At 72.4% G+C, this 23,209-nt stretch carries 21 protein-coding genes and 1 other RNA gene; 15 read left to right on the top strand and 7 right to left on the bottom strand.

Going from position 1 to position 23,209, the window contains the following annotated elements; genetic code table 11:
* Window positions 1-4: 4 nt before the first annotated feature.
* From ACWEN0_RS06575 to ACWEN0_RS06565, 3 genes are all read right to left on the bottom strand, one after another.
* On the bottom strand, window positions 5-670 hold the full coding sequence (locus tag ACWEN0_RS06575; RefSeq protein WP_451969493.1) for a response regulator: 666 nt from the start codon (window positions 668-670) through the stop codon (window positions 5-7).
* Entirely contained in the window at window positions 667-1,818 is a 1,152-nt protein-coding gene (locus tag ACWEN0_RS06570; RefSeq protein WP_451969491.1) for a sensor histidine kinase, read from the bottom strand. Before ACWEN0_RS06570 ends, ACWEN0_RS06575 begins: the two co-directional genes overlap by 4 nt.
* A gap of 139 nt (window positions 1,819-1,957) precedes the next feature.
* Window positions 1,958-2,623 (bottom strand): hypothetical protein, encoded by a 666-nt coding sequence (locus ACWEN0_RS06565; RefSeq protein ID WP_451969489.1) that lies wholly within the window; start codon window positions 2,621-2,623, stop codon window positions 1,958-1,960.
* Between the two features lie 167 nt (window positions 2,624-2,790).
* On the opposite strand from ACWEN0_RS06565, the gene ACWEN0_RS06560 reads away from it, so the two are divergent.
* The 11 genes from ACWEN0_RS06560 to ffs all read left to right on the top strand — a co-directional run bounded on the left by ACWEN0_RS06560 (window position 2,791) and on the right by ffs (window position 14,512).
* Window positions 2,791-3,540, top strand: a complete 750-nt coding sequence (locus ACWEN0_RS06560) for a response regulator transcription factor (protein ID WP_451969487.1) — start codon at window positions 2,791-2,793, stop codon at window positions 3,538-3,540.
* On the top strand, window positions 3,518-5,026 hold the full coding sequence (locus ACWEN0_RS06555) for a sensor histidine kinase (RefSeq protein WP_451969485.1): 1,509 nt from the start codon (window positions 3,518-3,520) through the stop codon (window positions 5,024-5,026). The genes ACWEN0_RS06560 and ACWEN0_RS06555 overlap by 23 nt, the downstream gene beginning before the upstream one ends.
* An 81-nt stretch (window positions 5,027-5,107) precedes the next feature.
* On the top strand, window positions 5,108-6,976 hold the full coding sequence (locus ACWEN0_RS06550; RefSeq protein WP_451969483.1) for a glycosyltransferase family 39 protein: 1,869 nt from the start codon (window positions 5,108-5,110) through the stop codon (window positions 6,974-6,976).
* Window positions 6,977-7,600: 624 nt separating this feature from the next.
* The gene (locus ACWEN0_RS06545) at window positions 7,601-8,614 is read left to right on the top strand and encodes an ABC transporter substrate-binding protein (RefSeq protein ID WP_451969481.1); all 1,014 of its coding nucleotides are present in this window, start codon (window positions 7,601-7,603) and stop codon (window positions 8,612-8,614) included.
* On the top strand, window positions 8,611-9,552 hold the full coding sequence (locus ACWEN0_RS06540) for an ABC transporter permease (RefSeq protein ID WP_451969479.1): 942 nt from the start codon (window positions 8,611-8,613) through the stop codon (window positions 9,550-9,552). The genes ACWEN0_RS06545 and ACWEN0_RS06540 overlap by 4 nt, the downstream gene beginning before the upstream one ends.
* Window positions 9,549-10,337 (top strand): ABC transporter ATP-binding protein, encoded by a 789-nt coding sequence (locus tag ACWEN0_RS06535; protein ID WP_451969477.1) that lies wholly within the window; start codon window positions 9,549-9,551, stop codon window positions 10,335-10,337. The genes ACWEN0_RS06540 and ACWEN0_RS06535 overlap by 4 nt, the downstream gene beginning before the upstream one ends.
* A gap of 25 nt (window positions 10,338-10,362) precedes the next feature.
* A complete protein-coding gene (locus ACWEN0_RS06530) occupies window positions 10,363-13,035 on the top strand; it encodes a nitrate- and nitrite sensing domain-containing protein (RefSeq protein ID WP_451969475.1) in 2,673 nt (890 codons plus the stop codon).
* Window positions 13,032-13,466 carry a roadblock/LC7 domain-containing protein gene (locus tag ACWEN0_RS06525; protein ID WP_364378792.1) on the top strand — a complete coding sequence of 145 codons (435 nt, stop codon included), beginning with the start codon at window positions 13,032-13,034 and terminating at the stop codon, window positions 13,464-13,466. Before ACWEN0_RS06530 ends, ACWEN0_RS06525 begins: the two co-directional genes overlap by 4 nt.
* Window positions 13,466-13,819: a DUF742 domain-containing protein gene (locus ACWEN0_RS06520; protein WP_451969894.1), complete on the top strand. Its 354-nt coding sequence runs from the start codon at window positions 13,466-13,468 to the stop codon at window positions 13,817-13,819. Before ACWEN0_RS06525 ends, ACWEN0_RS06520 begins: the two co-directional genes overlap by 1 nt.
* Window positions 13,797-14,396, top strand: coding sequence for a GTP-binding protein (locus ACWEN0_RS06515; protein ID WP_451969473.1), 600 nt, complete (start codon window positions 13,797-13,799; stop codon window positions 14,394-14,396). The genes ACWEN0_RS06520 and ACWEN0_RS06515 overlap by 23 nt, the downstream gene beginning before the upstream one ends.
* A 21-nt stretch (window positions 14,397-14,417) precedes the next feature.
* Window positions 14,418-14,512: signal recognition particle sRNA small type (gene ffs, locus ACWEN0_RS06510), an RNA gene on the top strand.
* 151 nt (window positions 14,513-14,663) lie between these two features.
* Here ffs and ACWEN0_RS06505 read toward each other — a convergent pair.
* A complete protein-coding gene (locus ACWEN0_RS06505) occupies window positions 14,664-15,527 on the bottom strand; it encodes a spermidine synthase (protein WP_451969471.1) in 864 nt (287 codons plus the stop codon).
* Window positions 15,528-15,581: 54 nt separating this feature from the next.
* Between ACWEN0_RS06505 and ACWEN0_RS06500 the strand changes: the two genes are divergently transcribed.
* Window positions 15,582-17,132 (top strand): ALF repeat-containing protein, encoded by a 1,551-nt coding sequence (locus ACWEN0_RS06500; protein ID WP_451969469.1) that lies wholly within the window; start codon window positions 15,582-15,584, stop codon window positions 17,130-17,132.
* Between the two features lie 43 nt (window positions 17,133-17,175).
* Window positions 17,176-19,500, top strand: coding sequence for a DNA polymerase III subunit gamma and tau (locus ACWEN0_RS06495; RefSeq protein ID WP_451969467.1), 2,325 nt, complete (start codon window positions 17,176-17,178; stop codon window positions 19,498-19,500).
* 55 nt (window positions 19,501-19,555) lie between these two features.
* Here the strand turns inward: ACWEN0_RS06495 and ACWEN0_RS06490 are convergent, their stop codons facing one another.
* Window positions 19,556-20,398, bottom strand: a complete 843-nt coding sequence (locus ACWEN0_RS06490) for an N-acetylmuramoyl-L-alanine amidase (RefSeq protein WP_451969465.1) — start codon at window positions 20,396-20,398, stop codon at window positions 19,556-19,558.
* A gap of 79 nt (window positions 20,399-20,477) precedes the next feature.
* On the opposite strand from ACWEN0_RS06490, the gene ACWEN0_RS06485 reads away from it, so the two are divergent.
* Together ACWEN0_RS06485 and recR are read left to right on the top strand one after the other, a co-directional pair.
* Entirely contained in the window at window positions 20,478-20,837 is a 360-nt protein-coding gene (locus ACWEN0_RS06485; protein WP_451969463.1) for a YbaB/EbfC family nucleoid-associated protein, read from the top strand.
* A gap of 5 nt (window positions 20,838-20,842) precedes the next feature.
* Window positions 20,843-21,439, top strand: coding sequence for a recombination mediator RecR (recR, locus tag ACWEN0_RS06480; RefSeq protein WP_451969461.1), 597 nt, complete (start codon window positions 20,843-20,845; stop codon window positions 21,437-21,439).
* Here the strand turns inward: recR and ACWEN0_RS06475 are convergent.
* Together ACWEN0_RS06475 and ACWEN0_RS06470 are read right to left on the bottom strand one after the other, a co-directional pair.
* Window positions 21,436-21,990: a glucosaminidase domain-containing protein gene (locus tag ACWEN0_RS06475; protein WP_451969459.1), complete on the bottom strand. Its 555-nt coding sequence runs from the start codon at window positions 21,988-21,990 to the stop codon at window positions 21,436-21,438. The genes recR and ACWEN0_RS06475 overlap by 4 nt on opposite strands.
* A 59-nt stretch (window positions 21,991-22,049) precedes the next feature.
* Entirely contained in the window at window positions 22,050-23,147 is a 1,098-nt protein-coding gene (locus ACWEN0_RS06470; RefSeq protein ID WP_451969457.1) for a UDP-N-acetylglucosamine 2-epimerase, read from the bottom strand.
* Window positions 23,148-23,209: the final 62 nt, after the last annotated feature.

Genomic DNA, 23,209 nt, shown 5'->3' with positions numbered 1-23,209 from the left:
CAGTCTAGGCAGGGTGCTCGTCCGGGACGAGTTTGTGCTTGTAGGCGTAGACGACGGCGTGCACGCGATCGGGCAGCCCGAGCTTGCTCAGCACGCGGGACACGTGCGTCTTGACCGTCTCCTCGCCGACGTGCAGCTGCCGCGCGATCTCCGCGTTGCTGCACGCGTTGGCGATCAGCAGCAGGACTTCGCGTTCGCGGGAGGTGAGCCGGGCCAGCTCGGGTGGCTCGGTGGCCGCGGGTTCGAGCACCGCCGCGAACTTCGCCACGAGCCGCCGGGTGACCGACGGGTCGATCAGCGCGTCCCCGCGCGCGGCCACCCGCATCGCCGCGACGAGTTCCTCCGGCGCCAGGCTCTTCAGCAGGAACCCGCTCGCCCCGGCCCGCAGCGCGCGGTAGACGTACTCGTCGGCGTCGTAGGTCGTGAGCACGAGGACGCGGGTGTCGTTGCCCGGCGCGGCCAGGATCGCCTCGGTCGCGGCGAGGCCGTCGAGGCGGGGCATGCGGACGTCGAGGACCGCGACGTCCGGGCGGAGGCGGGCCGTCTCGGCGACGGCTTCGCGGCCGTCGGAAGCCTCGCCGACGCAGGTGAAGTCGGGCTGGGTGTCGAGGAGCGCGCGCATCCCGGAGCGGAACATCGCGTGGTCGTCGGCCAGCAGGACGCGGATCATGTGCTCTCCACCGGGAAGGTCGTGCGCAGCTGCCAGTGCTCGCCGTTCTCGCCGTAGGAGACCTGGCCGCCGAACAGGGTGACGCGCTGGCGGATCCCCGTCAGGCCGCGGTGCGCGTGCTCGTTCTCTTCGGCGCGGCCGGCGCGGAGCCCGTTCGTCACCGTGAGGACGACTTCGGTGCGGCCGTGGTTCAGCTCCACCTCGACCGGGCCTTCGCCGTGGCGCAGCGCGTTGGTCAGGGCTTCCTGCGCGATCCGGTAGAGGGCGACGTCGAGCGAGCCGGGCAGCTCGCGGGGTTCGCCGCGCAGGGCGAGGCGGGTCGGCAGGCCGGCCGCGCGGACGGTCTCGACCAGCTCGTCGAGGTTGTCGAGACCGGGCTGTTCGGCGTTGGTCTCCGCGTGCAGGAGGTCGAGCAGGCGCCGCAGGTCGGCCATCGCCGAGCGGCTCGCGGACTCGACCGCGCCGAGCGACTTCCGCACCGGCTCGGCGCCGTCGGGCAGGCCGAGCCGCGCGGCGCCGGCGTGCACGCCGATGGCGCTGACGTGGTGGGAGATGACGTCGTGGAGGTCGCGCGCGATGGTCGTCCGCTCCTCGAGGACGGCCCGGCGGACGGCCTCTTCCTCGTGCTGGCGGCGTTCGTCGGCTTCGCGTTCGAGGTCGGCGATGTAGGCGCGGCGCGCGGTCGTGTACCGGCCGACCAGCCACGGCAGGAGCGCGCTGACGCCGACGTTGATCGCGATCAGCCGCCAGTCCGAGCCGCCCTTGCCGATCTCGAGGCAGCCCGCCGTCACCCCGGCGAGCAGCGCGAACAGGGCGAGCGCCGACGGCTTCGGCCGCAACCACGCGCCCGCCCGGTAGCCGGCGATGAGGATGCCGGCGTTGTCCCCGATCTCGGCGCCGGAGACGTGCCCCAGCAGCAGCGGCCCGCCGGCGAAGAGGACGGCGTGCGCGAGAGCCACCCAGCCGGAGTACCGCGCGGGCCCGGCGAGGGCGGCGTTGACGGCGATCCCGGCGAGCAGCACCACCCAGGCCCGCCACCCGGCCTCGCCGAGCGGCCCCCGAAGGGCGAAAAGCGCCCCGTCGCAGACGACGCAGACCAGCGCGACCAGCAACGACTGGCGCCGCAGGGACCCGCTGATGTCGTACACACCCGCAACTCTGCCGCAAGAAGGCAAGGGGGTGGGCGGGAACGCCCCGATGCGGCGGGAGGGGTACGCCGGCATCGGGACGCTCCCTGGAAGGAGGGTCGACGGATGAAGGGGCTTGCTCTCATCCCCGGAACGTGCGTCAGTTCGTCGGGCGGGCCGAGTAGTCGCCGCCGCGGCGCTGGCCTGGCTGGCGCTGGCCCTGCAGGGCCTGGCCCAGCGACGTCGCCGTTGCGGTCTGGCCTTCGACCTTGGCCACCACCGTCACGTTCGTGTCGCCCTGCTTGACGTCGCCCGTCTTCTGGGTCGAACTGTCCAGGGTGTACGTCTGCTTGTAGCCGTCCTTGCTGGTCAGCGTCACCGATGTCGCGCTCAGCTCGGTGACGTCGCCCGTCTGGAGGCGCTCCGTCGTGTAGCCGCCGCTGCCGTTCGACACCACGAAGTCGCCGTGCAGGGCTTCTCGCAGTGCTGCCATGCCGCCGCCGAAGCCGCCGCCCGGCATGCCCTGGCCGTTGAACCGGCCGTTGGGGCCGCCGCCCGGGCCGCCGAAGCCACCCGGGCCCTGCTGGGCGCTGTTGTCCGCGCTGCTCGTGCCCGCCCAGATCGCCGCGCCGCCGCCGGCCGCGATCACCACCGCGATGCCCGCCGCGATGGCCGTCTTCTTGCCGGACCAGCCCTTCTTGGGCGGGGCGGCCGCGGGGTCGCCCCAGTTCGCCGCGGCCGGGGCCGGTTCGCCCCAGGCGGGGGTGTTCGCGGCGGGTGCCGGCTCGCCCTGGGGCGGCGTGTTCGGCGTCGGCTCGGTCGTCATCGTGTCCTCCGGTAGGGCCAGACTGGTCCTGCCCAGATTCGTCGCCGACGCTGTGTGCGAGCTGTGCGAAGCGTCAGCGGGTGCTGTGCCTCGAAAGATCGAACCTTCACAGGAAACGCACAGTCACCGCACAGCGACTACTGAAGACCCGCCGAGAAGATGGCACCATGACCGCTATGAACGCCACGTCACCCGGCCCCGGCAAGGCCGACCTGCGCCGCGCCGACGGGAGCGCGGTGCGGGTCCTCGTCGTCGACGACGAGGCGACGCTGGCCGAGCTCGTCTCGATGGCCCTGCGCATGGAGGGCTGGGAGGTGCGCAGCGCGGGCGACGGCACCGAGGCCGTCCGGATCGCGCGCGACTTCCGGCCCGACGCCGTCGTCCTCGACGTCATGCTCCCCGACTTCAGCGGTCTCGAGGTCCTGCGCCGCATGCGCGCCGAGGCGCCGAACCTGCCGGTGCTGTTCCTGACGGCGAAGGACGCGGTCGAGGACCGCATCGCCGGGCTCACCGCGGGCGGCGACGACTACGTCACCAAGCCCTTCAGCCTCGAAGAGGTCGCCCTGCGGCTGCGCGCCCTGCTGCGCCGGGCCGGCGGCGTGACCGGTGCGAGCGGGTCGACGCTCGTCGTCGGTGACCTCACCCTCGACGAGGACAGCCGCGAAGTTCACCGAGGCGGCGACCTGGTGCCGCTGACCGCGACCGAGTTCGAGCTGCTGCGCTACCTCATGCGCAACCCGAAGCGGGTGCTGTCGAAGGCCCAGATCCTGGACCGCGTGTGGAGCTACGACTTCGGCGGTCAGGCCAACATCGTCGAGCTCTACATCTCCTACCTCCGCAAGAAGATCGACGCCGACCGCGAGCCGATGATCCACACCATGCGGGGCGCCGGGTATGTCCTCAAGCCCGCCGGCTGAGCCGGGCCCGGTCCGGACGCGGCGGCCGTGGTCGCTACGGCGGCGGCTGATCGTCCAGCTCGCTGCGCTGCTCGCCCTGGTGTGCCTGGTCGTCGGCGTGGTCACGGAGTTCGCGCTCAGCGAGTTCCTCGTCGGCCAGCAGGACAAGCGGCTCGCCGCGGCGAGCGACCGCGCGTCGCACAGCGGCGAACGGCCGCCGCCCTGGACCTACGGCGAAGCCCCGCCGCCGGATCCGCTGCGCGTGCTCGGCCAGGGCGAAGGCACCCTCGCCGTCGTCCAAACCGGCTCGGAGGCGAAGGCGGGCGTCCTCGACTCCAGCGTGGGCGGGCCGTCGAAGCGGAGGTCGCCCGTCAAGACCGTGGAGCCGAGCCAGGTCCTGGCCCTGCTGGCGCTCCCGTCGGACGGGAAGCAGCGCACCATCGACCTCGGCGGCAGCCTCGGCGACTACCGCGTCGTGTCGACGACGTCGCGCAGCGGCGAGAAGACCGTCATCGGCCTGCCGCTCAAGGACGTCAACGAGACGCTGTGGCGGCTGGGGTTCATCCTCGGCGGCGTCGCGCTCGCCGGGATCCTGGTGGCGGGCGCGGTCGGCGCGGCCACGATCCGCCGCACGATGAAGCCGCTCGACCGGCTGGCCGCGACCGCGACCCGCGTCTCGGAACTGCCGCTCGACCGCGGCGAGGTCGCGCTGTCCGAACGCGTCCCGGAGGCCGACACGGACTCGAACACCGAGGTCGGCAAGGTCGGCTCGGCGCTCAACCGGATGCTGCAGCACATCGCGAACGCCTTGAACGCGCGGCACGCGAGCGAGAAGCGCGTCCGCCAGTTCGTCGCGGACGCGAGCCACGAGCTGCGCACGCCGCTGGCGGCGATCCGCGGCTACGCCGAGCTGACCCGGCGCAGCGGCGAGCAGGTGCCGCCGGACGTCGCGTTCGCGATGAGCCGGGTCGAGTCCGAGTCGCGCCGGATGACGACGCTGGTGGAGGACCTGCTGCTGCTCGCGCGGCTGGACTCCGGCCGTCCGGTGGTGCACGAGTGGGTGGACCTGTGCCGGCTGGTGGCCGACGCGGTCGCGGACGCGCACGTCGCGGGTCCGGACCACAAGTGGCTGATGGACGTCCCCGGCGAGCCGATCGGCGTCCTCGGCGACGCGGGCCAGCTGCACCAGGTCGTGATCAACGTCCTGGCCAACGCGCGCACGCACACCCCGGCGGGCACCACGGTCACGACCAGTTTGTCCACTTCGGACGGAGTCGTCCGGCTCCGCGTGGCCGACGACGGCCCCGGCATCCCGCCGGACGTCCTCCCGGACATCTTCGAGCGCTTCGCCCGTGGCGACAACTCCCGTTCGCGGGCGGCGGGCAGCACCGGGCTCGGGCTGGCGATCGTGGCCGCGGTGGTCGGCGCGCACGGCGGCCGGGTCGGTGTGCAGAGCCGGCCGGGGCGCACGGAGTTCGAGGTCACCTTCCCGGAGGCCGCGGGCTGATCACCCGATCAGGCCGGATGCACAGCCGGCGCACAGCTTCGGCACAAGTTCACCACATGCGGCGCCGACACGGTGAGGATCATGACGACCACGCTGTCGGCGCCCGAACACGCCCAGCCCGCACCCGCGCCCGCCCGGAAACCGCGGTGGATCAGGCCTTCCGTCGCCGCGCTGCTCGCCGGCACCGGCCTGCTCTACCTGTGGGACCTGGCGAAGACGGGCTGGGCCAACGACTTCTACGCGATGGCCGCCCAGGCCGGCACGTGGAGCTGGAAGGCGCTGTTCTTCGGCTCGCTCGACCCGGGCAACGTCGTCACCGTGGACAAACCGCCGTTCTCCCTGTGGATCATGGGACTCTCCGGACGGATCTTCGGCTTCTCGAGCTGGAGCCTGCTCGTGCCGAACGCGCTCGCCGGTGTCGCGTCGGTGGGCCTGCTGTACCTCGCCGTGCGCCGGCTTTCGGGGCCCGGCGCCGGCTTGCTCGCCGGGGCCGCCCTCGCGCTGACACCGGTCGCCGCGCTCATGTTCCGCTACGACAACCCCGACGCCTTCCTGGTGCTGCTGCTCGTCGCCGGCGGGTACTGCGTCGTGCGGGCGCTCGAGCACGCGAGCACGAAGTGGCTGCTGCTCGCCGGCGTCGCGGTCGGGTTCGGCTTCCTCGACAAGATGCTGCAGGCCTTCCTCGTCCTGCCCGCCTTCGTGCTGGCGTACGCCGTCGCGGCGCCGACGTCGCTCGGGCGCCGGATCGGGCAGCTGTTCGCCGCGGCCGGCGCGGTGCTCGTGGCCGCGGGCTGGTGGATCGTGATCGTCGCGCTGTGGCCGGTCGCCGACCGGCCCTACATCAGCGGGTCGACCGACAACACCGTGCTGGAGCTGGCTTTCGGCTACAACGGCCTCGGCCGCATCTTCGGTGAAAGCCGCGGCGGCGGGACGTTCGGCCCGCCGTCCGGAGGCGGCGGCCGCGGCTTCGGTGGCTTCGGCGGCCAGACCGGCCTGACGCGGCTGTTCGGCGGCGAGTTCGGCGGGGAAGCGTCGTGGCTGCTGCCCGCCGCGGTCGTCGGCCTGGTCGCCGGCCTGTGGTTCACGCGCCGGGCGCCGCGCACCGACCGGACGCGCGCGGCTTTGCTGCTCTGGGGCGGCTGGCTGGTCGTCACGGTGCTCGTGTTCAGCTACATGAGCGGCATCATCCACCCGTACTACACGGTCGCGCTGGCGCCCGGGATCGCCGGCACGCTGGGGATTTCCGCGCGCGAGCTCTGGCGCGGCCGGGCGAACTTCGCGGCCCGCGCGGTGCTGGCGGTGATGCTCGCGGTGACCGCCGTCTGGGGGTTCGTGCTCCTCGCGCGGACGCCGGAATGGCAGCCGTGGATCCGCTACGCGCTGCTCGTGCTCAGTGCGGTGGCCGTCCTCGCGCTGCTCTTCGGCGCCGACCGCGTGCGGCGGCTCGGCCCGGTCGTGGCCGTGCTCGGCCTGTGCGGCGCGCTGCTCGGGACGACGTCGTTCACGCTCGTCACGGCGGCGACCGCGCATTCGGGCGGGACGCCGTCATCCGGCCCGGCCGGCGCCAGCGGCCGCGGGTTCGGCCGCGGTCCCGGCGGCTTCGGCGAGGGGCAGACCGACGCGGCGGTGATCGGCCTGCTGAAGAACACGACGACGAAGTGGGCCGCCGCGCAGAGCGGCGCGATGCAGTCGGCCGGGCTGGCCCTGTCGAGCGGACGGCCGGTGCTCGCGATCGGCGGCTTCAGCGGCAGCGACCCGGCGCCGACGCTCGCGCAGTTCGAGCAGTACGTCGCGGCGGGCGATGTCCATTACTTCGTCGCAGGCGGGCGTGGTGGCTTCGGCGGCGGCCGCGGGACCTCGGGGGAGATCCAGGCCTGGGTCGAACAGAACTTCACGCCGCAGACGGTCGGCGGGACGACGATTTACGACCTCACAAAATCTGTCAATTGATCGAAATTCGCCCGATTGTTTCAAGCGTGTTAACAGTCGCGGAATCATTCGGCGCGCGACGGCCGGGCGCGGTACCCGCGGGGGTGCACACCTGTTCGAATCCATCCCGCTGACCGGCGCATTCCGAACGATTGTTCGGCCGGCGCGCGTGGCCCTCGGTGATGATCGCGGGCCGATGTAACGACGAGGAGCTACGGCCCGTGCACCTGCACGCGCTCGGCGATCTCGCCGTGACCTGATCTTGGCCGGGCGGCCGACAGAAACACGGCCGTACTTGATCTTCGAGGCCGTCGATGTTGCTGGTTGACACGGTTGTTGGTCACTCGTTCGGATGCATTGGCCGGGCGTTGTGGGGATCTTGTGCTACTCGCTAGGCTCTCCGCCGGGAGAGGGACAAGGGGTGGCTGACCCGGTGCGCTGAGTGCTGGGTTCCTGGGGTGCTCCCGGTCCGCGTTCTCTGCCATGACCCGATCAGGTGCGGCTGGAAGAGAGCAGCGATGACCGTGCGCGTTGGCGCTGCTCGACCCGACCCGCCTCCTCGTGGTCACCAATCGTAGTTCCGGGCACCGCAATTCCCCCTTTGGTACGGCACCACTCCACTTCCCCCGCAACCTGGAGTTCGTTGTGATTTCCCGTTCCCGCCCCCGTCTGCTGACGGTGCTCCTGACTCTGCTGACCCTCGCCGGCGTCACCGCGCTTTCCGGGTGCAGCGACAGCGACGCCTCCGGCACGGGCGGCAAGATCACCCTCGGGTTCAGCGCCTGGCCGGGCTGGTTCCCCTGGCAGGTGGCGCAGGAACAGGGGCTGTTCGCGAAGAACGGCGTGAACGTCGACCTGAAGTGGTTCGACAACTACACCGACAGCATCAACGCGCTCGCCAGCGGAGCCATCGACGCCAACAGCCAGACCCTCAACGACACGCTCTCGTCGGCCTCGGGCGGCGCCAAGCTGTCGATCGTGCTGGTGAACGACAACTCCACCGGCAACGACAAGATCATCGCGCGGGACGGCATCACCAGCATCGCCGACCTCAAGGGCAAGAAGGTCGCCGTCGAGCAGGGCGCCGTCGACCACTACCTGCTGCTGCTGGCGCTGCAGGAGGCGAAGCTGACCGAAAAGGACATCCAGCTGGTCAACCTCCCGACCGACGCCGCGGCCGCCGCGTTCAAGAGCGGCCAGGTCGACGCGGTCGCCGCGTTCGCGCCGTTCACCTCGACGGCGCTGGAGCGCCAGGGCAGCCGCGCGATCTCCTCGTCGGCCGAGTTCCCCGGCGCCATCCCGGACCACCTCGTGACGTCGCAGAAGCTGGTCAAGGACCGCCCGAAGGACGTCCAGGCACTGGTCAACACCTGGTACGAAACGCTGACCTGGATCAAGAACAACAAGGACGCGGCCATCAAGATCATGGCCAAGCGCGGTGGCGTCTCCGAGGCGGACTACAAGACCTACGACGCGGGCACCACGATCTTCACGCGCCAGCAGAACCTCGACGCGTTCACCCCGGGTGTCACCCCGCAGCACCTCGACTTCCAGGCGAACAAGATCATCGACTTCATCACCAGCACCGGCCTGGCCCAGCAGCGGCCGTCGCTGGACGGGCTGTTCGACGACCAGTTCGTGAAGGCCGTGCCACAGTGACGGGTCCGACCCAGCGCACCACCACGCCGGGCACGGCGGACGAACGGCTGGCCGGGGAACTGGAGGCCGAGCAGCGGCTCGCGGACGCGCAGGCGTCCGGCCGGGGGCGCCCGGCCTGGGCGCCGCTGCCGCGGCGGGCCGGGCTCAAGCCGGCCACGTCACCGCTGTTCTCCTTGCGCAAGCCGATTTCCGCGTCGGCCCGCTGGACGCTGGCGGTGCTGTCGTTCGTGATCCCGCTCCTCGCCTGGATCACGCTGAGCGCCAGCGGCGCCGTCGACTCGACGTACCTGCCGTCCCCGGCCGCGGTCCTCAAGGCCGGGGTGGACATGGCGAGCACCGGCGAGCTCTTCGCCGACCTCTGGGCGACGACCGAGCGGGTGCTCGAAGGCTTCGGCCTCGCGGTGCTGATCTCGGTCCCGCTCGGCATCCTGATGGGCGGTTTCGCCGCCGGGCAGGCGTTCTTCGAGCCGCTGATCGGGTTGCTGCGCTACCTGCCGGCGAGCGCGTTCATCCCGTTGCTGCTGATCTGGCTGGGTCTGGGCGAGCCGTCCAAGGTGGCCCTGCTGTTCATCGGCACCGTTTTCTTCAACACGCTGATGACCGCCGACGTCGTCCGCGGGGTGCCGAGCTCGCTCCTCGACGTCTCCTACACGCTCGGCGCGCGTCGCGGCGAGGTGCTGCGCAAGGTCGTCGTGCCGCACGCCCTGCCGGGCATGATCGACGCGATCCGGGTCAACGCCGCCGCGGCGTGGAACCTCGTGGTCGTCGCGGAGCTGATCAACTCGGCGGCGGGCCTCGGCTACCGCATCAACCGCGCGCAGCGGTTCCTGCAGACGGACAAGATCTTCGCGGTGCTCGTGCTCATCGGGGTCGCCGGGGTCGTCATCGATGTCCTGCTGCGCCTGCTGCGCACACGGGTCGGGAAGTGGGCGGCATGACGCTGGAACTGCGGAACGTCGCGAAGGACTACACCGTCCGCGGAGAGGTGACGCGCGCGCTCGACGGCGTCGACCTCGAAGTGCTGCGCGGCGAGTTCGTCTGCGTCGTCGGCGCGAGCGGCTCGGGCAAGTCGACGCTGCTTTCGCTGGTGGCCGGCCTCGACCAGCCGACCGAGGGCGAGATCGTGCTCGACGGCGTCCCGGTGACCGGCCCCGGGCCGGACCGCGGGCTCGTCTTCCAGGCGGGCGCGCTGTACCCGTGGCGCAGTGTCGAGAAGAACGTCGCGTTCGGACTCGAGCTGCTCTCGCTCGACGCGGCCGAGCGCGCCAAGCGCGTCGACTGGTACCTCGCCGAAACCGGGCTCGACACCGTGCGCAAGTCGCTGCCGAAACAGCTTTCCGGCGGCCAGAAGCAGCGCGTCGCGATCGCGCGGGCGCTCGCCTGCGAACCGGACGTGCTGCTGCTCGACGAACCCTTCGGCGCCCTGGACGTCCAGACCAAAGAGGACATGCAGGTGCTCATCCGCCAGGTGTGGGCCGACACCGGCACCACGGTGCTGATGGTCACCCACGACGTCGAGGAAGCGGTGTTCCTGGGCGGCCGGGTCGTGGTGCTCGCCTCCGACCCGGGCCGGATCGCCGCCGACGTCGAGGTGACGCTGCCGGCCGAGCGGGACCTGGCGGTGAAGCGCGAGCCTGCGTTCCTCGCGCTGCGCGCCCGGATCGAGGACCTCGTCCGGGAGCAGCACCGCGGCCACGTCAGCCGGGTCGCCGCGGTCGAGTGAGAACGGAAGACGGGAAGGTGTGGGGATGAGGCACGGCAGGGCGCGCGCGGAACGGGTCGCCGGCGGGGGTCTTCTCGCCCGGCTCGGCATTCGCGGCAAGCTGAACCTGCTGCTCCTGCCCCCGCTGGTCGCGGTGGTGCTGGTGTCGGTGCCGTTCGTGCTGACCCAGGCGAGCAGCGCGGTGGCCGCGTCGCAGTCGGCGACGGTGGCGCGCCACGCGCAGCAGCTCGGCGGGCTCGTCTGGCAGCTGCAGCGCGAGCGGCTGCTGACCGGGGCCTTCGTCGCGACGCCGTCGATGTCGGCCGACCAGGTGCTGCAGCAGCAGAAGACGGTGGACGCGGCGGTCGAGAGCGTGCGCTCGTCGCTCGGGTCCGACGCGCCGGACGAGCTGTCCGCGGCCCTGACCCGGATCGGCTCGCTGAACGAGCTGCGGCAGAACGCGCTGCGCCGCGGCGTCGCGCTCGACAGCGTCGCGCGCACCTACCACGCGCTGATCGGCGCGGTGATCGATTCGCTGTGGCTCGTTCCCCAGCTCACCAGCGACGCCGAAGGCACCAGGGAACTGACCGCGCTGGAGGCGCTGCTGCGCGCGAACGAGGAGAACTCGTTGCGCGGCATGGCGTTGATCGTGACGGCCGTGGCGCCCGAAGCCGGCCGGCCCATCCTGGACGACGCGACCCAGCAGGCGCCGATCTTCACCGACCGGTTCGTGCAGCAGGCCGACGACGAGTCCGACAGCGAGCAGGCCGCCCTGGTCGTCAACGTCGAGCAGAGCGACGCCGGCCGCCGGATCGAGGACCTCGCCGCGCAGGTCGCCAACCCGCGGGACGCGGCCGCCACCACGCAGTACGTCACCGACGTGCTCACCGCGGCGGAAAGCCAAGCGGGCCAGCGCAAGCTGGTGCAGGAACGGGTCACCGGCGAGATCGCCGACGCGGCGACCGGCCGCGCCGACGCCGGCACCCGGCTGGCGTGGCTGGTCGGCCTCGGCGCGGGCGTGCTGTTCCTGCTGGTCGCCTTCCTGGCGGTCGCGGTGTCCCGCTCGATCGCCCAGCCGCTGCGGCGGCTGACCACCGCGGCGACGTCGGTCGCCGACCTCGCCGGCACCGAGCTCGTCCGCGTGACCGACACCGAAGAGGCCGAGGCGCAGGTCCCGCGGCTGGCCACCATCGACGTCGTCTCCGGCGACGAGCTGGGCAAGCTGGCCGCGGCGTTCAACCGGGTCCAGACGACCGCGGCCGAGCTGGTCGAGCGGCAGGCGCTCACCCGGCGCAACACCAGCCTGATGTTCGCGAACGTCGCGAAGCGCACGCAGAACCTCGTCGGCCGCCAGCTCGCCCTGATCGACGAGGTCGAGCGCAACGAGCAGGACACCCGGCTGCTGGCCAGCCTCTACCGGCTCGACCACCTGTCCACCCGCCTGCGCCGCAACGCCGACAACCTGCTCGTCGTCTCCGGCACCCGCGACGAAACCCGGATCGCCGGCCCGATCGAGCTGTCCACGGCCCTGCGGTCCGCGCTCGCCGAGATCGAGGACTACCAGCGCGTCAAGCTCGGCGTCGTCGGGGAGATCCTGCTTTCGTCGGCCCTCGGCGCGGACCTGGTGCTCGTGTTCGCCGAACTGCTGGAGAACGCGACGTCGTTCTCGCCGCCGGGGTCGCTGGTCGAGGTGGACACGATGTTCCTCGCCGACGGTTCGTGCCTGGTCAGCATCGTCGACCACGGCATCGGCATGACCGCCGAGAAGATCGCCGAGGAGAACCAGCGGCTCGTCGAACGCGAACGGCTGGAGCTGGCGCCGACCAGCGTGCTCGGCCTGTTCGTGGTCGGCCGGCTGGCGCGGCGGCACGACCTGGGCGTCGAACTGCTGGCGACGCCGACGACCGGTGGCGTGACCGCGCGGCTGACCATCCCGCCGTCGCTGTTCAGCCACCGCTCGGGGCTGCGCGCGAAGGCCGAGCCGGCCCCGGTGATCCCGGTGCAGGCCACGGTGTCCGCGCCGCCGACCGCGCGGCCCGCGGAGGCCGCCGCCGTGGCCGCTTCGGTGTCCACTTTGGACGATCTGCGGCCCGTCGAGCTGCCCGCGCCGGCGATCCCGGCGCTGCTCGGGCCCGGCACCGGGTTCCGCTGGTTCAACCAGCTGGAGCCGGTGTGGCCGGACGCCGAGCCGGACGTCAAGGTCGCCGAAGAGCCGGAAAGCCGTGGCGGCCTGAAGCGGCGCGTCCGGGGCGCGCAGCTGCCCAGCCCCGGCACTTCGGCGCCGGTGACGGCCGACCTCAAGCCGCGGCACGACCCCGAGGCGACCAAGTCCGCGATGGACGGCTTCCAGAGCGCCTTCGCGAAGGCCGCCGAAGTCACCGCGATGACGGCCGAGCCGCCGCTTTCCCGTGAAAGTGCCGTGCGCGTCCCGGCCACGCCCTCGGCCGGGATCCCGGCCGCTCCGCAGTCCCGGGACGGCCTGGTCCGCCGCGTCCCCGGAGCCCAGCTCGCCCCCGGCCTGCGCCAGCAGGCCGCCTCGGGCAGGCCGGTCGCCCGAGCCGTCGTGAACCGCACCAGGCGGGACCCGGCGGCCGAGCGAGCGGCGTTCGACGCGTTCGCCGCCGGCCTCGCCAAGGCGGACGTGGTGACGGCAGACAGCCCGCCGCAAGGCGTGGTCGCCGGTCGTGTGACGGAACGAGCAGAAGAGAGCAGGAAATGAGCATCCCCGCAGCCGGTGTCAGCGTCGAAGCCCAGAACTTCAACTGGCTGGTGAGCCGCTTCGCGCAGCACACCGCGGGCGCGATCGCCGCCATCGCGGTTTCGGCCGACGGACTCCTGATCGCGGTGTCGTCGGAGCTCGAGCGGTCCAACGCCGACCGCCTCGCCGCGATCTCCTCCGCCATGCTCGGCCTCGCCCACGGCGTCTCCGAAAGCCACCCGCTCGGCTCGCCGGACAAGGTGATCATCGAGCTGGAGCACGGCTACCTGCTGGTCTGCACCATCAGCATCGGCTGCTCGCTCGGCGTCCTGGCCAACAAGCAGGCCAGCCTCGGCACGATCGCCTACGAGATGGCGATGTTCGCCAACCGCGCCACCGAAGTCCTCACGCCCGGCCTGATCGAGGAACTGAAGAACACCGTGGGTTCGTGATGAGCGAGGAGCCGGACACCTCGCTGCTGCGGCCGTACCTGATGACCTCGGGACGCGCCCAGCCCGTGGACCAGAGCCTCGAAATCGAGGCCCAGGTCATGACGTCCCGCCTCGGGGCCGCGTCGCATCCGAAGCTCACCTTCGAACGGCAGGAAATCGTCTCCCTCTGCCGCAGCACCATGTCCGTCGCCGAGGTGGCCGCCATGCTCGGCCTGCACATCGGCGTCGCGCGCGTGCTGGTGGCCGACCTCGCGGAGCTGGGCTACGTCGTCGTCCGGCGGCCGGGGAACCACAACTCGCACGACCTCGGCATGATCGAAAGGGTCATTCGTGGACTCGAAGCCATTCACTGAACCGGGCGCCCGCCCGCCGGCTCCGGTCAAGATCGTCATCGCGGGCGGCTTCGGCGTCGGCAAGACGACGGCGGTGTCGTCCATCTCGGAGATCAAGCCGCTGACCACGGAAGCGGCGATCACGTCGGTGGCGGCGTCGGTCGACCGCACGGGCCACGTCCCGGCCAAGACCACGACGACGGTCGCGCTCGACTTCGGCTGCATCACGATCGACGAAGAGGTGAAGCTGTACCTGTTCGGCACGCCGGGCCAGGACCGCTTCGGCTTCATGTGGCAGGACCTCGTCCACGGCGCCCTGGGCGCGCTGGTGATCGTGGACACCCGCCGCATGGACGACTGCTACCCGGCGGTCGACTACTTCGAGAACGCGGGCCTGCCGTTCGTCGTGGCGGTCAACATGTTCGACGGCTCCCTGGGGCACGACCTGGACGACGTCCGCTGGGCGCTGGCGGTGAGCGAGGACGTCCCGCTGATCACGTTCGACGCGCGGCAGAAGCTGTCGGTGCGGGACGCGCTGCTCGCGGTCCTGCACAACACGTTCCGCAAGGCGCGTGCCCAGGCGGGCGCGGGCACCTGATCCGGGCCCGCTACACTTGGCGACGGACCCCGCGCGGCGTCCACCCTGTGAACCTCCCCAGGGCCGGAAGGCAGCAAGGATAAGCAGGCTCTGACGGGTGCGCGGGGTCCCCTTCTTTTCGGCTCCGGCTCTCGGGGCTTCGCCCCCTCGCCGGGCCTTCGATTCGTCCTTTTGCCCGGGGGCCGAGCCCCCGGAGCCCCCACGGTGCCGTTGGTGCGGCTTGGGGGGCTGCCGTGGCCGTCGGGTGGCTTGGGGGCCGCGTGGCGGTCAGAAAACGCCCAGGATGTCCTCTGGGGGCTGTGGCGGTGGTGGGCGGTCCTCGTCCGTGATCGGGGTTGCCCGGCCTGCCAGTTTTCGCAACTCCGCGCCCTCGACGCACCTCGACGGGAACGCCGCCGATGCCGCCCTCTGTGCCAGCTGCGCCGTCGGGAGGTCGGTTGCCGAGGCCGCGAACACCAGGTTGCCGAAGCGGCGGCCCTTCAGCACCGCCGGGTCCGCCAGCAGCAGGACCCGCGGGAACACCTCGCGCAGCGTCGCCAGGTAGCGGCGGGCGAACGGGAGACCCGAGCCGTCCGTGATGTTGGCCAGGCAGATGCCCGGCGGGCGCAGGATCCGGGCGATCGCGCGCGTCGCCTCCAGGGTGGCCAGGCCGCCCGCCAGGGTCGCTCGCTCGAACGCGTCCACCACCAGCAGGTCGGCCGAGTTCTCGCGTCTGGTGGCCAGGCCCTCGCGGCCGTCGGTCACCCGGACGCGGACGCCCGGGATCCGCAGGCCCAGCTGGGTGCGGACCAGCTCCACCAGCTCGCCGTCGGCGTCGAACACCAGCTGCCGCGAGCCGGGCCGCGTTGCCGCCACGTAGCGCGGGAGCGTGCACGCCGCGCCACCGATGTGTAGGGCGTCCAGCGGGCCCGGGGGCAGCTGGTCCACGACGTCGGCGAAGCGGCGGACGTAGTCGAACTCCAGGCTCGCCGGGTCGTCCAGGTCGACGTGGGACTGGGCCACCCCGTCCACCGACAGCAGCCACGCGTTGGGGCGGTCCGCGTCGCGGAGGAGCTCGGCCGTGCCGAACCGGACCGGGTACCGGCCGGGTTTTCGCGTGCGGCTCACGAAATTCGAGCATATCGGAAACATTCCGACCAGCCGGTCGATAAGGGAGCGGAACGATCGACGATCGAGGGGGTTCCCTTGCGTGCAAGCGCAGTAATGATCGCGGCCGCGCTGGCTGCCGGCGTCTTCGCGACGCCCGCCGCCGCGGACGTCCTGCCCGACCGGGCGCAGGCGGTGGGGTACCTGGAGACCGGGGGGCCGGGGGTGGCCAGAGCCGCCGAAGCGGCGTTGCTCGGCACTCCGGCCGACCTGGCCGCCTTCCTGGCCACCGGGCGGCAGCAGGCCAAGGACGACGACGACCGGGTCCTGGTCACCCAGGCCCTGTCCACCGGGGGACCGGTCACCAAGCGGGCCGCCCAGCAGGCGCTCGGCGGCACCATCGAAGACGTCCGCGCCTTCCTGGCCACCGGCCTCGCCCAGGCCCGGGTCGCGGACGACCGGATCGCCGTCGGCCAGGCCATGAGCACCGGCGGGCCGACCGTCAACGCGCGCGCCCAGAAGGCCCTCGACGGCACGCCCGCCGACGTCCGGGCCTTCCTGGAGACCGGGCTGCAGCAGGCGCGTGACACCGATGACCGGATCACGGCCGACCAGGCCATGGCCGCGGGCGGCCCCGAGGTGCGGGCCGCCGCGCAGACCGCGCTCGACGGCACCCCGGACGACGTCCGGTACTTCCTCTCGCTCTGGCGGCAGGTCGCCGCGAACGGCGACACCGAGCTCGCCGGGGTGCAGGCCCAGGTCGACTTCGGCAAGGCCGCCGCGGCCAAGCACAGCGCCCTCGGCGTGCAGCTCGCCCGCAGCCGCGCCGCCACGATCGCCTCCGACGCGCGCCAGGCGAACAAGGACCGGCTGGCCGCCCAGCGGGCCAAGGGCCAGGAGGACGGCCGGGCCGCCGCGGGTGCCGAGGCCACCGCGCAGCAGGAGGCCCGCGACGCCGCGGCCCGCGCCGCGCAGGCCAAGACCGACAACGACAAGCTGCTCGCCGACGCGGCCGACCCGGCGCTGACCGTGCCGAACGGCCGCCGCGCGGCCGTCTACCTGCTGCGCAACGGCGGCGCCGCGGTCAAGAACGCGGCACGTGCCGCGCTGAGCGGGTCCGACGACGACGTCGTCACCTTCGTGCACAGCGGGCTCCCCGCCGCGCAGGAGACCGACGACCGCGCCGCCGTCCAGGCGATCGCGGACGACCCGGCGGCCCGTCCGGGCCTGCGGCAGGCCGCGCGCGACGCGCTCGCCGGGCCGTACTCGGGGGTCGCCGAGCTGCTGCGCACGCGGGACTACCCGGGCCGCGACACCGACGACCGCGTCGAGGTCGACCGGATCATGGCGGCCGGCGGCCCGTCGACGAAGGCGGCGGCCCAGAAGGCGCTCGACGGCACCGTCGCCGACATCCGCGCGTTCCTGGCCACCGGCCAGTACGTCTCGCACCTGATCGACCTGGACGTCTACGTGACCCGGACGCTGTCCGACGGCCCCGAGGTCGAGGCCGTCGCGCAGTGCGTGCTCGACGGCCCGGAGGCGGGTCTGCAGCCTTACCTGGACAACGCGCTGCCCCGCGCGCGGGCGCGTGACGCCTTCACCGCGGAGCACGTCGCCAAGGTGAACGCGCTGCTCGCCCAGCTGCCCTGACCGCACGGCGAAGGTTGTCGTAGGTGCCCGGTACCCTCGCGGGGTGGCTCTCGCCTTGTACCGCAAGTACCGTCCGGCAACCTTCGCCGAGGTCGTCGGGCAGGAGCATGTGACCGATCCCCTCCGCACGGCGCTGTCCGCCGGGCGGATCAACCACGCCTACCTGTTCTCGGGCCCGCGCGGCTGCGGCAAGACGTCGAGCGCGCGCATCATGGCGCGCTCGCTGAACTGCGCCAAAGGCCCGACGCCGGACCCGTGCGGTGAGTGCAACTCGTGCAAGGCGCTCGCGCCCGAAGGGCCGGGCAGCGTCGACGTCACGGAGCTCGACGCGGCCAGCCACGGTGGTGTCGACGACGCCCGCGAGCTGCGCGACAAGGCGTTCTACGCGCCGGCCGAGTCGCGGTACCGCGTGTTCATCATCGACGAGGCGCACATGGTCACCACGCAGGGCTTCAACGCCCTGCTGAAGATCGTGGAAGAGCCGCCCGAGCACGTCATCTTCATCTTCGCGACCACCGAGCCGGACAAGGTGCTCACCACCATCCGCTCGCGCACGCACCACTACCCGTTCCGGCTGATCCCGCCGAGCTCGATGCGCGAGCTGCTGGAGCGCAACGTCGCGGCGGAGGGCGTGCAGGTCGAGCCGGCGGTGTACCCGCTGGTCATCCGCGCGGGCGGTGGCTCGGCGCGGGACACGCAGTCGGTGCTCGACCAGCTGCTCGCCGGCGCGGGCCCGGACGGCGTCTCCTACGGGCGCGCGGTGGCGCTGCTCGGCGTCACGGACGTCGCGCTGATCGACGACATGGTGGACGCGCTCTCGACCGAAGACGCGGCCACGGTGTTTTCGACGGTGGAAAAGCTCGCGGAGGCCGGGCACGACCCGCGCCGCTTCGCGACGGACCTGCTGGACCGGTTGCGTGACCTGGTGCTGCTGCGCGCGGTGCCGGACTCCGCGGGCGGCCTGGTGTCCGCGCCGGAGGAGGAGCTGTCGCGCATGGTGGCGCAGGCCGAGCGGATCGGCCTGGCCACGCTCTCGCGGTACGCGGACATCGTCCACAATGGACTCCTGGAGATGCGCGGCGCGACTTCTCCGCGGCTCGTGCTCGAGCTGTTGTGCGCGCGGATGCTGCTGCCGTCGGTGACCGAGGCGGAGAAGGCACTGCTGGCCCGCATCGAGCGGCTGGAGCGCCGCGCGACGGTGGCCGCCGGCGGAGGCGCGCCCGCCGAGGGCGGCGTCGAGCCCCCGGTGCGTGCCGCGCCGGAGCGGGAGTTTTCCCGGCCGTCCCAGCGCGCGGCCTCGGCCGGCCCGGCCCCGGTGGCGGCCGAGCCCACCCACACCAAGGGCGATGGCCAGGGAACTGCTGCGGCTCAGCCTGCTGATGGTGGCCACGGTGCTGCGGACCAGGCCGCGGGCGCCTCGGCACCTGCCCGGCCAGCGAGCACCGGACAGGGAGCCTCCGCACCGGCGGACGATGGCCGGGAAACCACGCCTGCCGCTTCGAGCGCTCCGGCAACCCAGTCCGCGGAGGGCGGCTGGAGCAGCCCGCGCACGCCGGGTGGCAGTGCGCCCGCGGCTCCGGCGGTGGCCGCCGCTTCCGCGGAAGGGGGCCCGCGCACGCCGGGTAGCGGTGCGCGTGCGGAGGGTGCCTGGGGTACTCCACGCACGCCGGGTAGCGGTGCACCCGCGGCTCCGGCGGCTGCCGCCGCTCCCGCGGAAAGTGGCTGGGGAGCCGCACGCACCCCCGCCCCTGCGGCCGAAGCAACTCCCGCCGCGACCGGGGAGTTCGATGCCGCCGCGATCCGGAACGTCTGGCCGCAGCTGATGACCGCCCTGCGGAAGTTCACCGGTGGCCGCAGCCTCGAGGCGATGCTCACCCAGGCGACGGTCGCGACCGTCGAGGGCAACGCCGTCACCCTGACCCACAAGTCCGAGCCCCTCGCCCGCCGCCTGTCCGACCAGGACAACGCCCAGAAGATCGCCGGCGCCCTGGCCGACGTCCTGGGTGGCGACTGGCGGGTCCGCTGCGTCCACGGCAACGCCCCGGCCCCCGCGGCCCGTCAGCAGGCCGCCGCGCCCGCGCCGGAGCGGTCGTTCACGCGGCAGTCGGCGGCCCCGGCCGCGCCGTCCCCCGAACCGGCGGCGCCCGCCAGGCCCGCGGCACCGCCCGCACCGGCGCGCCCGAAGGTCACGACGGCCGAGCCGGACATCCCGCTGCCCCCGGAGCCCTCCGACGAGGACGACGAGGACCTCTACAACGAGGACGCCAGCCCGGCCCCGCCGCCGCCCCCACCGCCGCCGGACCAGGACCCGGACGAGCTGGCCCGCAAGCTCATCTCGGACCACCTCGGCGCCCGCCCCCTGGACTGACGGCCGGCCCAGCGGCGGTCGCCCGCACGATCACCGGCACCGCCCACCGGGTACGTCACGCCAGGTAGGCCTCGATCGCCGCCGCGATGGCCGACGCGTACTGCTGGCGTCCTTCCTCGCTGGTCATCCGGGCCGCTTCGGCCGCGTTGCGCATGTTGCCGCACTCGACCAGCACCGCGGGGCGGGTCGAGAGGTTCAGGCCGCCGAGGTCCGTGCGGGCCGAGAGGCCGTTGCCGCCGATGTAGTTCGACGTGCTGAAGCCGCTCGTGCGCAGGGTGTCCCGCACGACCTGCGCCAGCCGCGTCGACGGCTCGCCCTGCGCCGCGTTCAGCGGCGGGGACGAGTACGCGACGTGGAAGCCGCTCGCGCCCGGCGACGTCGAGCCGTCGGCGTGGATCGAGACGACCGCGTCGGCGTTCGCCTCGTTCCCGATCGCGGCCCGGCGGTCGACGCAGGGCCCGACGCCGGTGTCGTTCTGTCGCGTGTAGACGACGCGGATTCCCTTGCCCGCCAAAGCTTTCCCGACCCGCTGGGCGACGTCCCAGGTGAACGCGTGCTCGGGGTAGCCGGCGTTGGTGGCGGTGCCCGTCGTGTTGCACGGCTTGGTCTGGCCGCGCCCCGCGGGCACCTGCCGGTTGATCTCGGCCGGGTGGGCGCCGTTCCCGCCGTTGTGCCCGGGGTCGAGGACGACGACCTTCCCGGACGCGGGCGTCGCCGGGGGCGCGGCGGACGACGACGGTGGCGTCGGGGACGGCGTCACGGTCGACGGCGTGGGCGTGACCGTCCGGGTGGTCACGGGGGCCGGCGCCGGCGCGGCCGGGACGTCGCCGGAGCAGCCGGTGAGCAGCAGGGCACCGGCCAGCAGGAGGGGAGCAATCGCGCGTCGCACGGCGACCACGGTGCCACAGCCCGGCACCCCGCGTGGCGCGACTACCCTGGTGGACGACACAGGCGTGCAGAGAGGACCGAGTGCGATCATGGCCCAACCCGGCGGCGGCTTCGACCTTTCCCAGCTGATGCAGCAGGCGCAGCAGATGCAGCAGAAGCTCGTCGAAGCCCAGGAAGAACTGGCCAACACCGAGGTCACCGGCAGTGCCGGCGGCGGGCTGGTCACCGCGACCGTCTCCGGTGACAGCCAGCTCAAGAGCCTCCAGATCGACCCGAAGGTCGTGGACCCCGACGACGTCGAAACGCTGTCCGACCTGGTCGTGGCCGCGGTGCGCGACGCGTCGGCGAACGCGCAGAAGCTCACCGAGCAGAAGCTCGGCCCGCTGGCCAACGGGCTCGGCGGCGGTGGCGGCATGCCGGACCTCGGCGCCCTCGGTTTCGGCGGCTGACGAACTTGTACGAAGGTGTCGTCCAGGACCTGATCGACGAGCTCGGGCGGCTGCCCGGGGTCGGGCCGAAGAGCGCCCAGCGGATCGCGTTCCACCTGCTGGCCACCGACCCGGCCGACATCGCGCGGCTGCAGGACGTGCTCGGCAAGGTCAAGGAGGGCGTGCAGTTCTGCGAGGTCTGCGGCAACGTCTCCGAGCAGCAGACGTGCCGCATCTGCCGCGACGAGCGCCGCGACCTCACGGTCATCTGCGTGGTCGAGGAGCCGAAGGACGTCCTGGCGGTCGAGCGCACGCGCGAGTTCAAGGGCCGCTACCACGTCCTGGGCGGCGCGCTCGACCCGTTGTCGGGCATCGGACCGGAGCAGCTGCGGATGCGTGAGCTGCTCAAGCGCATCGGCGAGGCGGACATCCGCGAGATCATCATCGCGACGGACCCGAACACCGAGGGCGAAGCGACGGCGACGTACCTGGTCCGCATGCTGCGCGACTTCCCGGGGCTGAGCGTGACGCGGCTGGCGTCGGGCCTGCCGATGGGCGGTGACCTGGAGTTCGCCGACGAGCTGACGCTGGGCCGCGCGCTCTCGGGCCGCCGGGCGCTCTAGGCGTCGAACCGGCGGAGGTCGTAGCGGTCCATCAGCCGGATGACCTTGTCCGCGTACTCCGGGTCGGTGGCGTACTTGCGCGCCACCACCCGGATGAACGCGTCCGGGTCCGAGCGCACCGGCAGCGCCGCCGCGTAGTTCGACGAGGTCGTCAGCAGGCGGCCGTAGTCGCGGAACGAGTCCTCGATCGAGGCGTACGACCGGAAGAACGCGTCCACCGGGTGGCAGGGTGCCGGCACGCACTCCGTCGTCGGGTAGCGCGCGCACCGCACCGCGATCGGGCCCGGGCTCGTCGGGGTCACGCACTTGAAGCCGAAGTAGTTGAGCTCGTTCGCCGACAGCTGGCTGCGGCCCCAGTTCGACTCCAGGATCGACTGCGCGACCGTGACCGACGCCGGGATGTTGTACGCCGCGTGGATCGCGCGGGCGATCGGGCCCGCGGTGGCGACGTACGCGTCCTGGTAGCCCGCGTCCAGGGCGGCCGCCCGGACGGAGGGCTGGTCGACCGGCGGGGTCACCAGCAGGACCGCCGCGAGTCCGATGTGGATCATGGCGGAAAAGCTGCCCGATCCCCGCGGCGGCGGCGACCGGGATCACCCGGACGGGGACGTCAGCAGTAGCCGAGCTGCGCCAGGGTGTTCACGACGATCTCCGACGGGTGGTACTTGTCCATCCAGGACTCACCCCGCCGGTTCCGGTAGGTGTCGAGGAAGTTCCGCAGCTTGTCGCCGCGCATTTCCGTCAGCACCACCGTTTCGCCGAGGTGCTGCGGCGTCTCGGTGCGCTCGCGGTGCACCGCGCAGGGCAGGCCGAGGTAGTAGCACTCCGCCGAAAGGCCACCCGAATCGGTGACGACGTACTCCGCGCGCGCGACCAGCGGGAGGAACTTCAGGTACCGCATCTTCGGCTGCACGATGAACCGGTCGTCGAAGAGGTTTTCGATCCCCATCGCGCGGATCCGCTCGCGCTCCGGCGCCCCGGCCATGTACAGGACCGGCATCTCGCGGCTCCGCTCGCGCAGGATCTCCAGCGCCTCGCGGTACTTGTCCGCACGTGAGACCAGTTCGAAGCGGTGCAGCGTGGCGAGGCCGAACTTCTCCGGCAGGTCCGGCACGTCGAGCGGCTGGTTGACGGCCAGGCGCATCGCGTCGATGGCCGTGTTCGCTTCGGTGTCGACGACCACCCCGCGGGCGTTGCGGAGGTTGTGCACCTCACGCGCGCTCGGCGCGAAGTGGATGTCGACGATCTTCGCCGCGATCTTGCGGTTCAGCTCCTCCGGCAGCGGCGAGAGGATGCTGCCCGACCGCGCGCCCGCTTCGACGTGCCCGACGCGGGACTTGAGGATCCGCTTCCCGATCAGCGCGCCGTACGGCGTGGTGAACGTGTCGCCGTGCACCAGCACCAGCGGGGGACGGCCGTCTTCGGCGAGCTTCGCGCGCAGTTCGCGGCGGCGGCTCCACGCGGTGCGCAGCACCTGCGCGGCCCAGCCCGGCACCTGCGCCGGCGACTCGAGGTTGCGGGCCGTCTCCTCCGGTACCAGCCAGACGTCCGGTTCCGGCAGCTTCAGGTCGGCGAGGACATCGGCCACCTCGTCGACGTGCTGGGCGGTGAACCAGATCTTCGGGCGCATCCCGCGTTCGGCGATCCCGTGCCAGACCGGCGCGATCTTGATCAGTTCCGCGGTGGTGCCGAGAATGAAGGAAATCACCGTGAAAGCCCATTTCTGGTCGGAATCGGTGGCGCAAGGATACTGGCCGACCCCCCACCCGG

This window comes from Amycolatopsis sp. NPDC004378 (assembly GCF_053602455.1).
The sequence above is the reverse complement of the archived record's forward strand: the minus strand, read 5'-3'. Positions and strand labels throughout refer to the sequence as shown.

Bases quoted from the DNA above. Each gene is read 5' to 3' on its own strand.
- ACWEN0_RS06535 (WP_451969477.1), top strand. From the start codon at position 9,549: ATGACGCTGGAACTGCGGAACGTCGCGAAGGACTACACCGTCCGCGGA.
- ACWEN0_RS06555 (WP_451969485.1), top strand. From the start codon at position 3,518: ATGTCCTCAAGCCCGCCGGCTGAGCCGGGCCCGGTCCGGACGCGGCGG.
- ACWEN0_RS06560 (WP_451969487.1), top strand. From the start codon at position 2,791: ATGACCGCTATGAACGCCACGTCACCCGGCCCCGGCAAGGCCGACCTG.
- ACWEN0_RS06525 (WP_364378792.1), top strand. From the start codon at position 13,032: ATGAGCATCCCCGCAGCCGGTGTCAGCGTCGAAGCCCAGAACTTCAAC.
- ACWEN0_RS06505 (WP_451969471.1), bottom strand. From the start codon at position 15,527: ATGTTTCCGATATGCTCGAATTTCGTGAGCCGCACGCGAAAACCCGGC.
- ACWEN0_RS06575 (WP_451969493.1), bottom strand. From the start codon at position 670: ATGATCCGCGTCCTGCTGGCCGACGACCACGCGATGTTCCGCTCCGGG.
- ACWEN0_RS06530 (WP_451969475.1), top strand. From the start codon at position 10,363: ATGAGGCACGGCAGGGCGCGCGCGGAACGGGTCGCCGGCGGGGGTCTT.
- ACWEN0_RS06550 (WP_451969483.1), top strand. From the start codon at position 5,108: ATGACGACCACGCTGTCGGCGCCCGAACACGCCCAGCCCGCACCCGCG.
- ACWEN0_RS06565 (WP_451969489.1), bottom strand. From the start codon at position 2,623: ATGACGACCGAGCCGACGCCGAACACGCCGCCCCAGGGCGAGCCGGCA.
- ACWEN0_RS06475 (WP_451969459.1), bottom strand. From the start codon at position 21,990: ATGATCCACATCGGACTCGCGGCGGTCCTGCTGGTGACCCCGCCGGTC.
- ACWEN0_RS06485 (WP_451969463.1), top strand. From the start codon at position 20,478: ATGGCCCAACCCGGCGGCGGCTTCGACCTTTCCCAGCTGATGCAGCAG.
- ACWEN0_RS06520 (WP_451969894.1), top strand. From the start codon at position 13,466: ATGAGCGAGGAGCCGGACACCTCGCTGCTGCGGCCGTACCTGATGACC.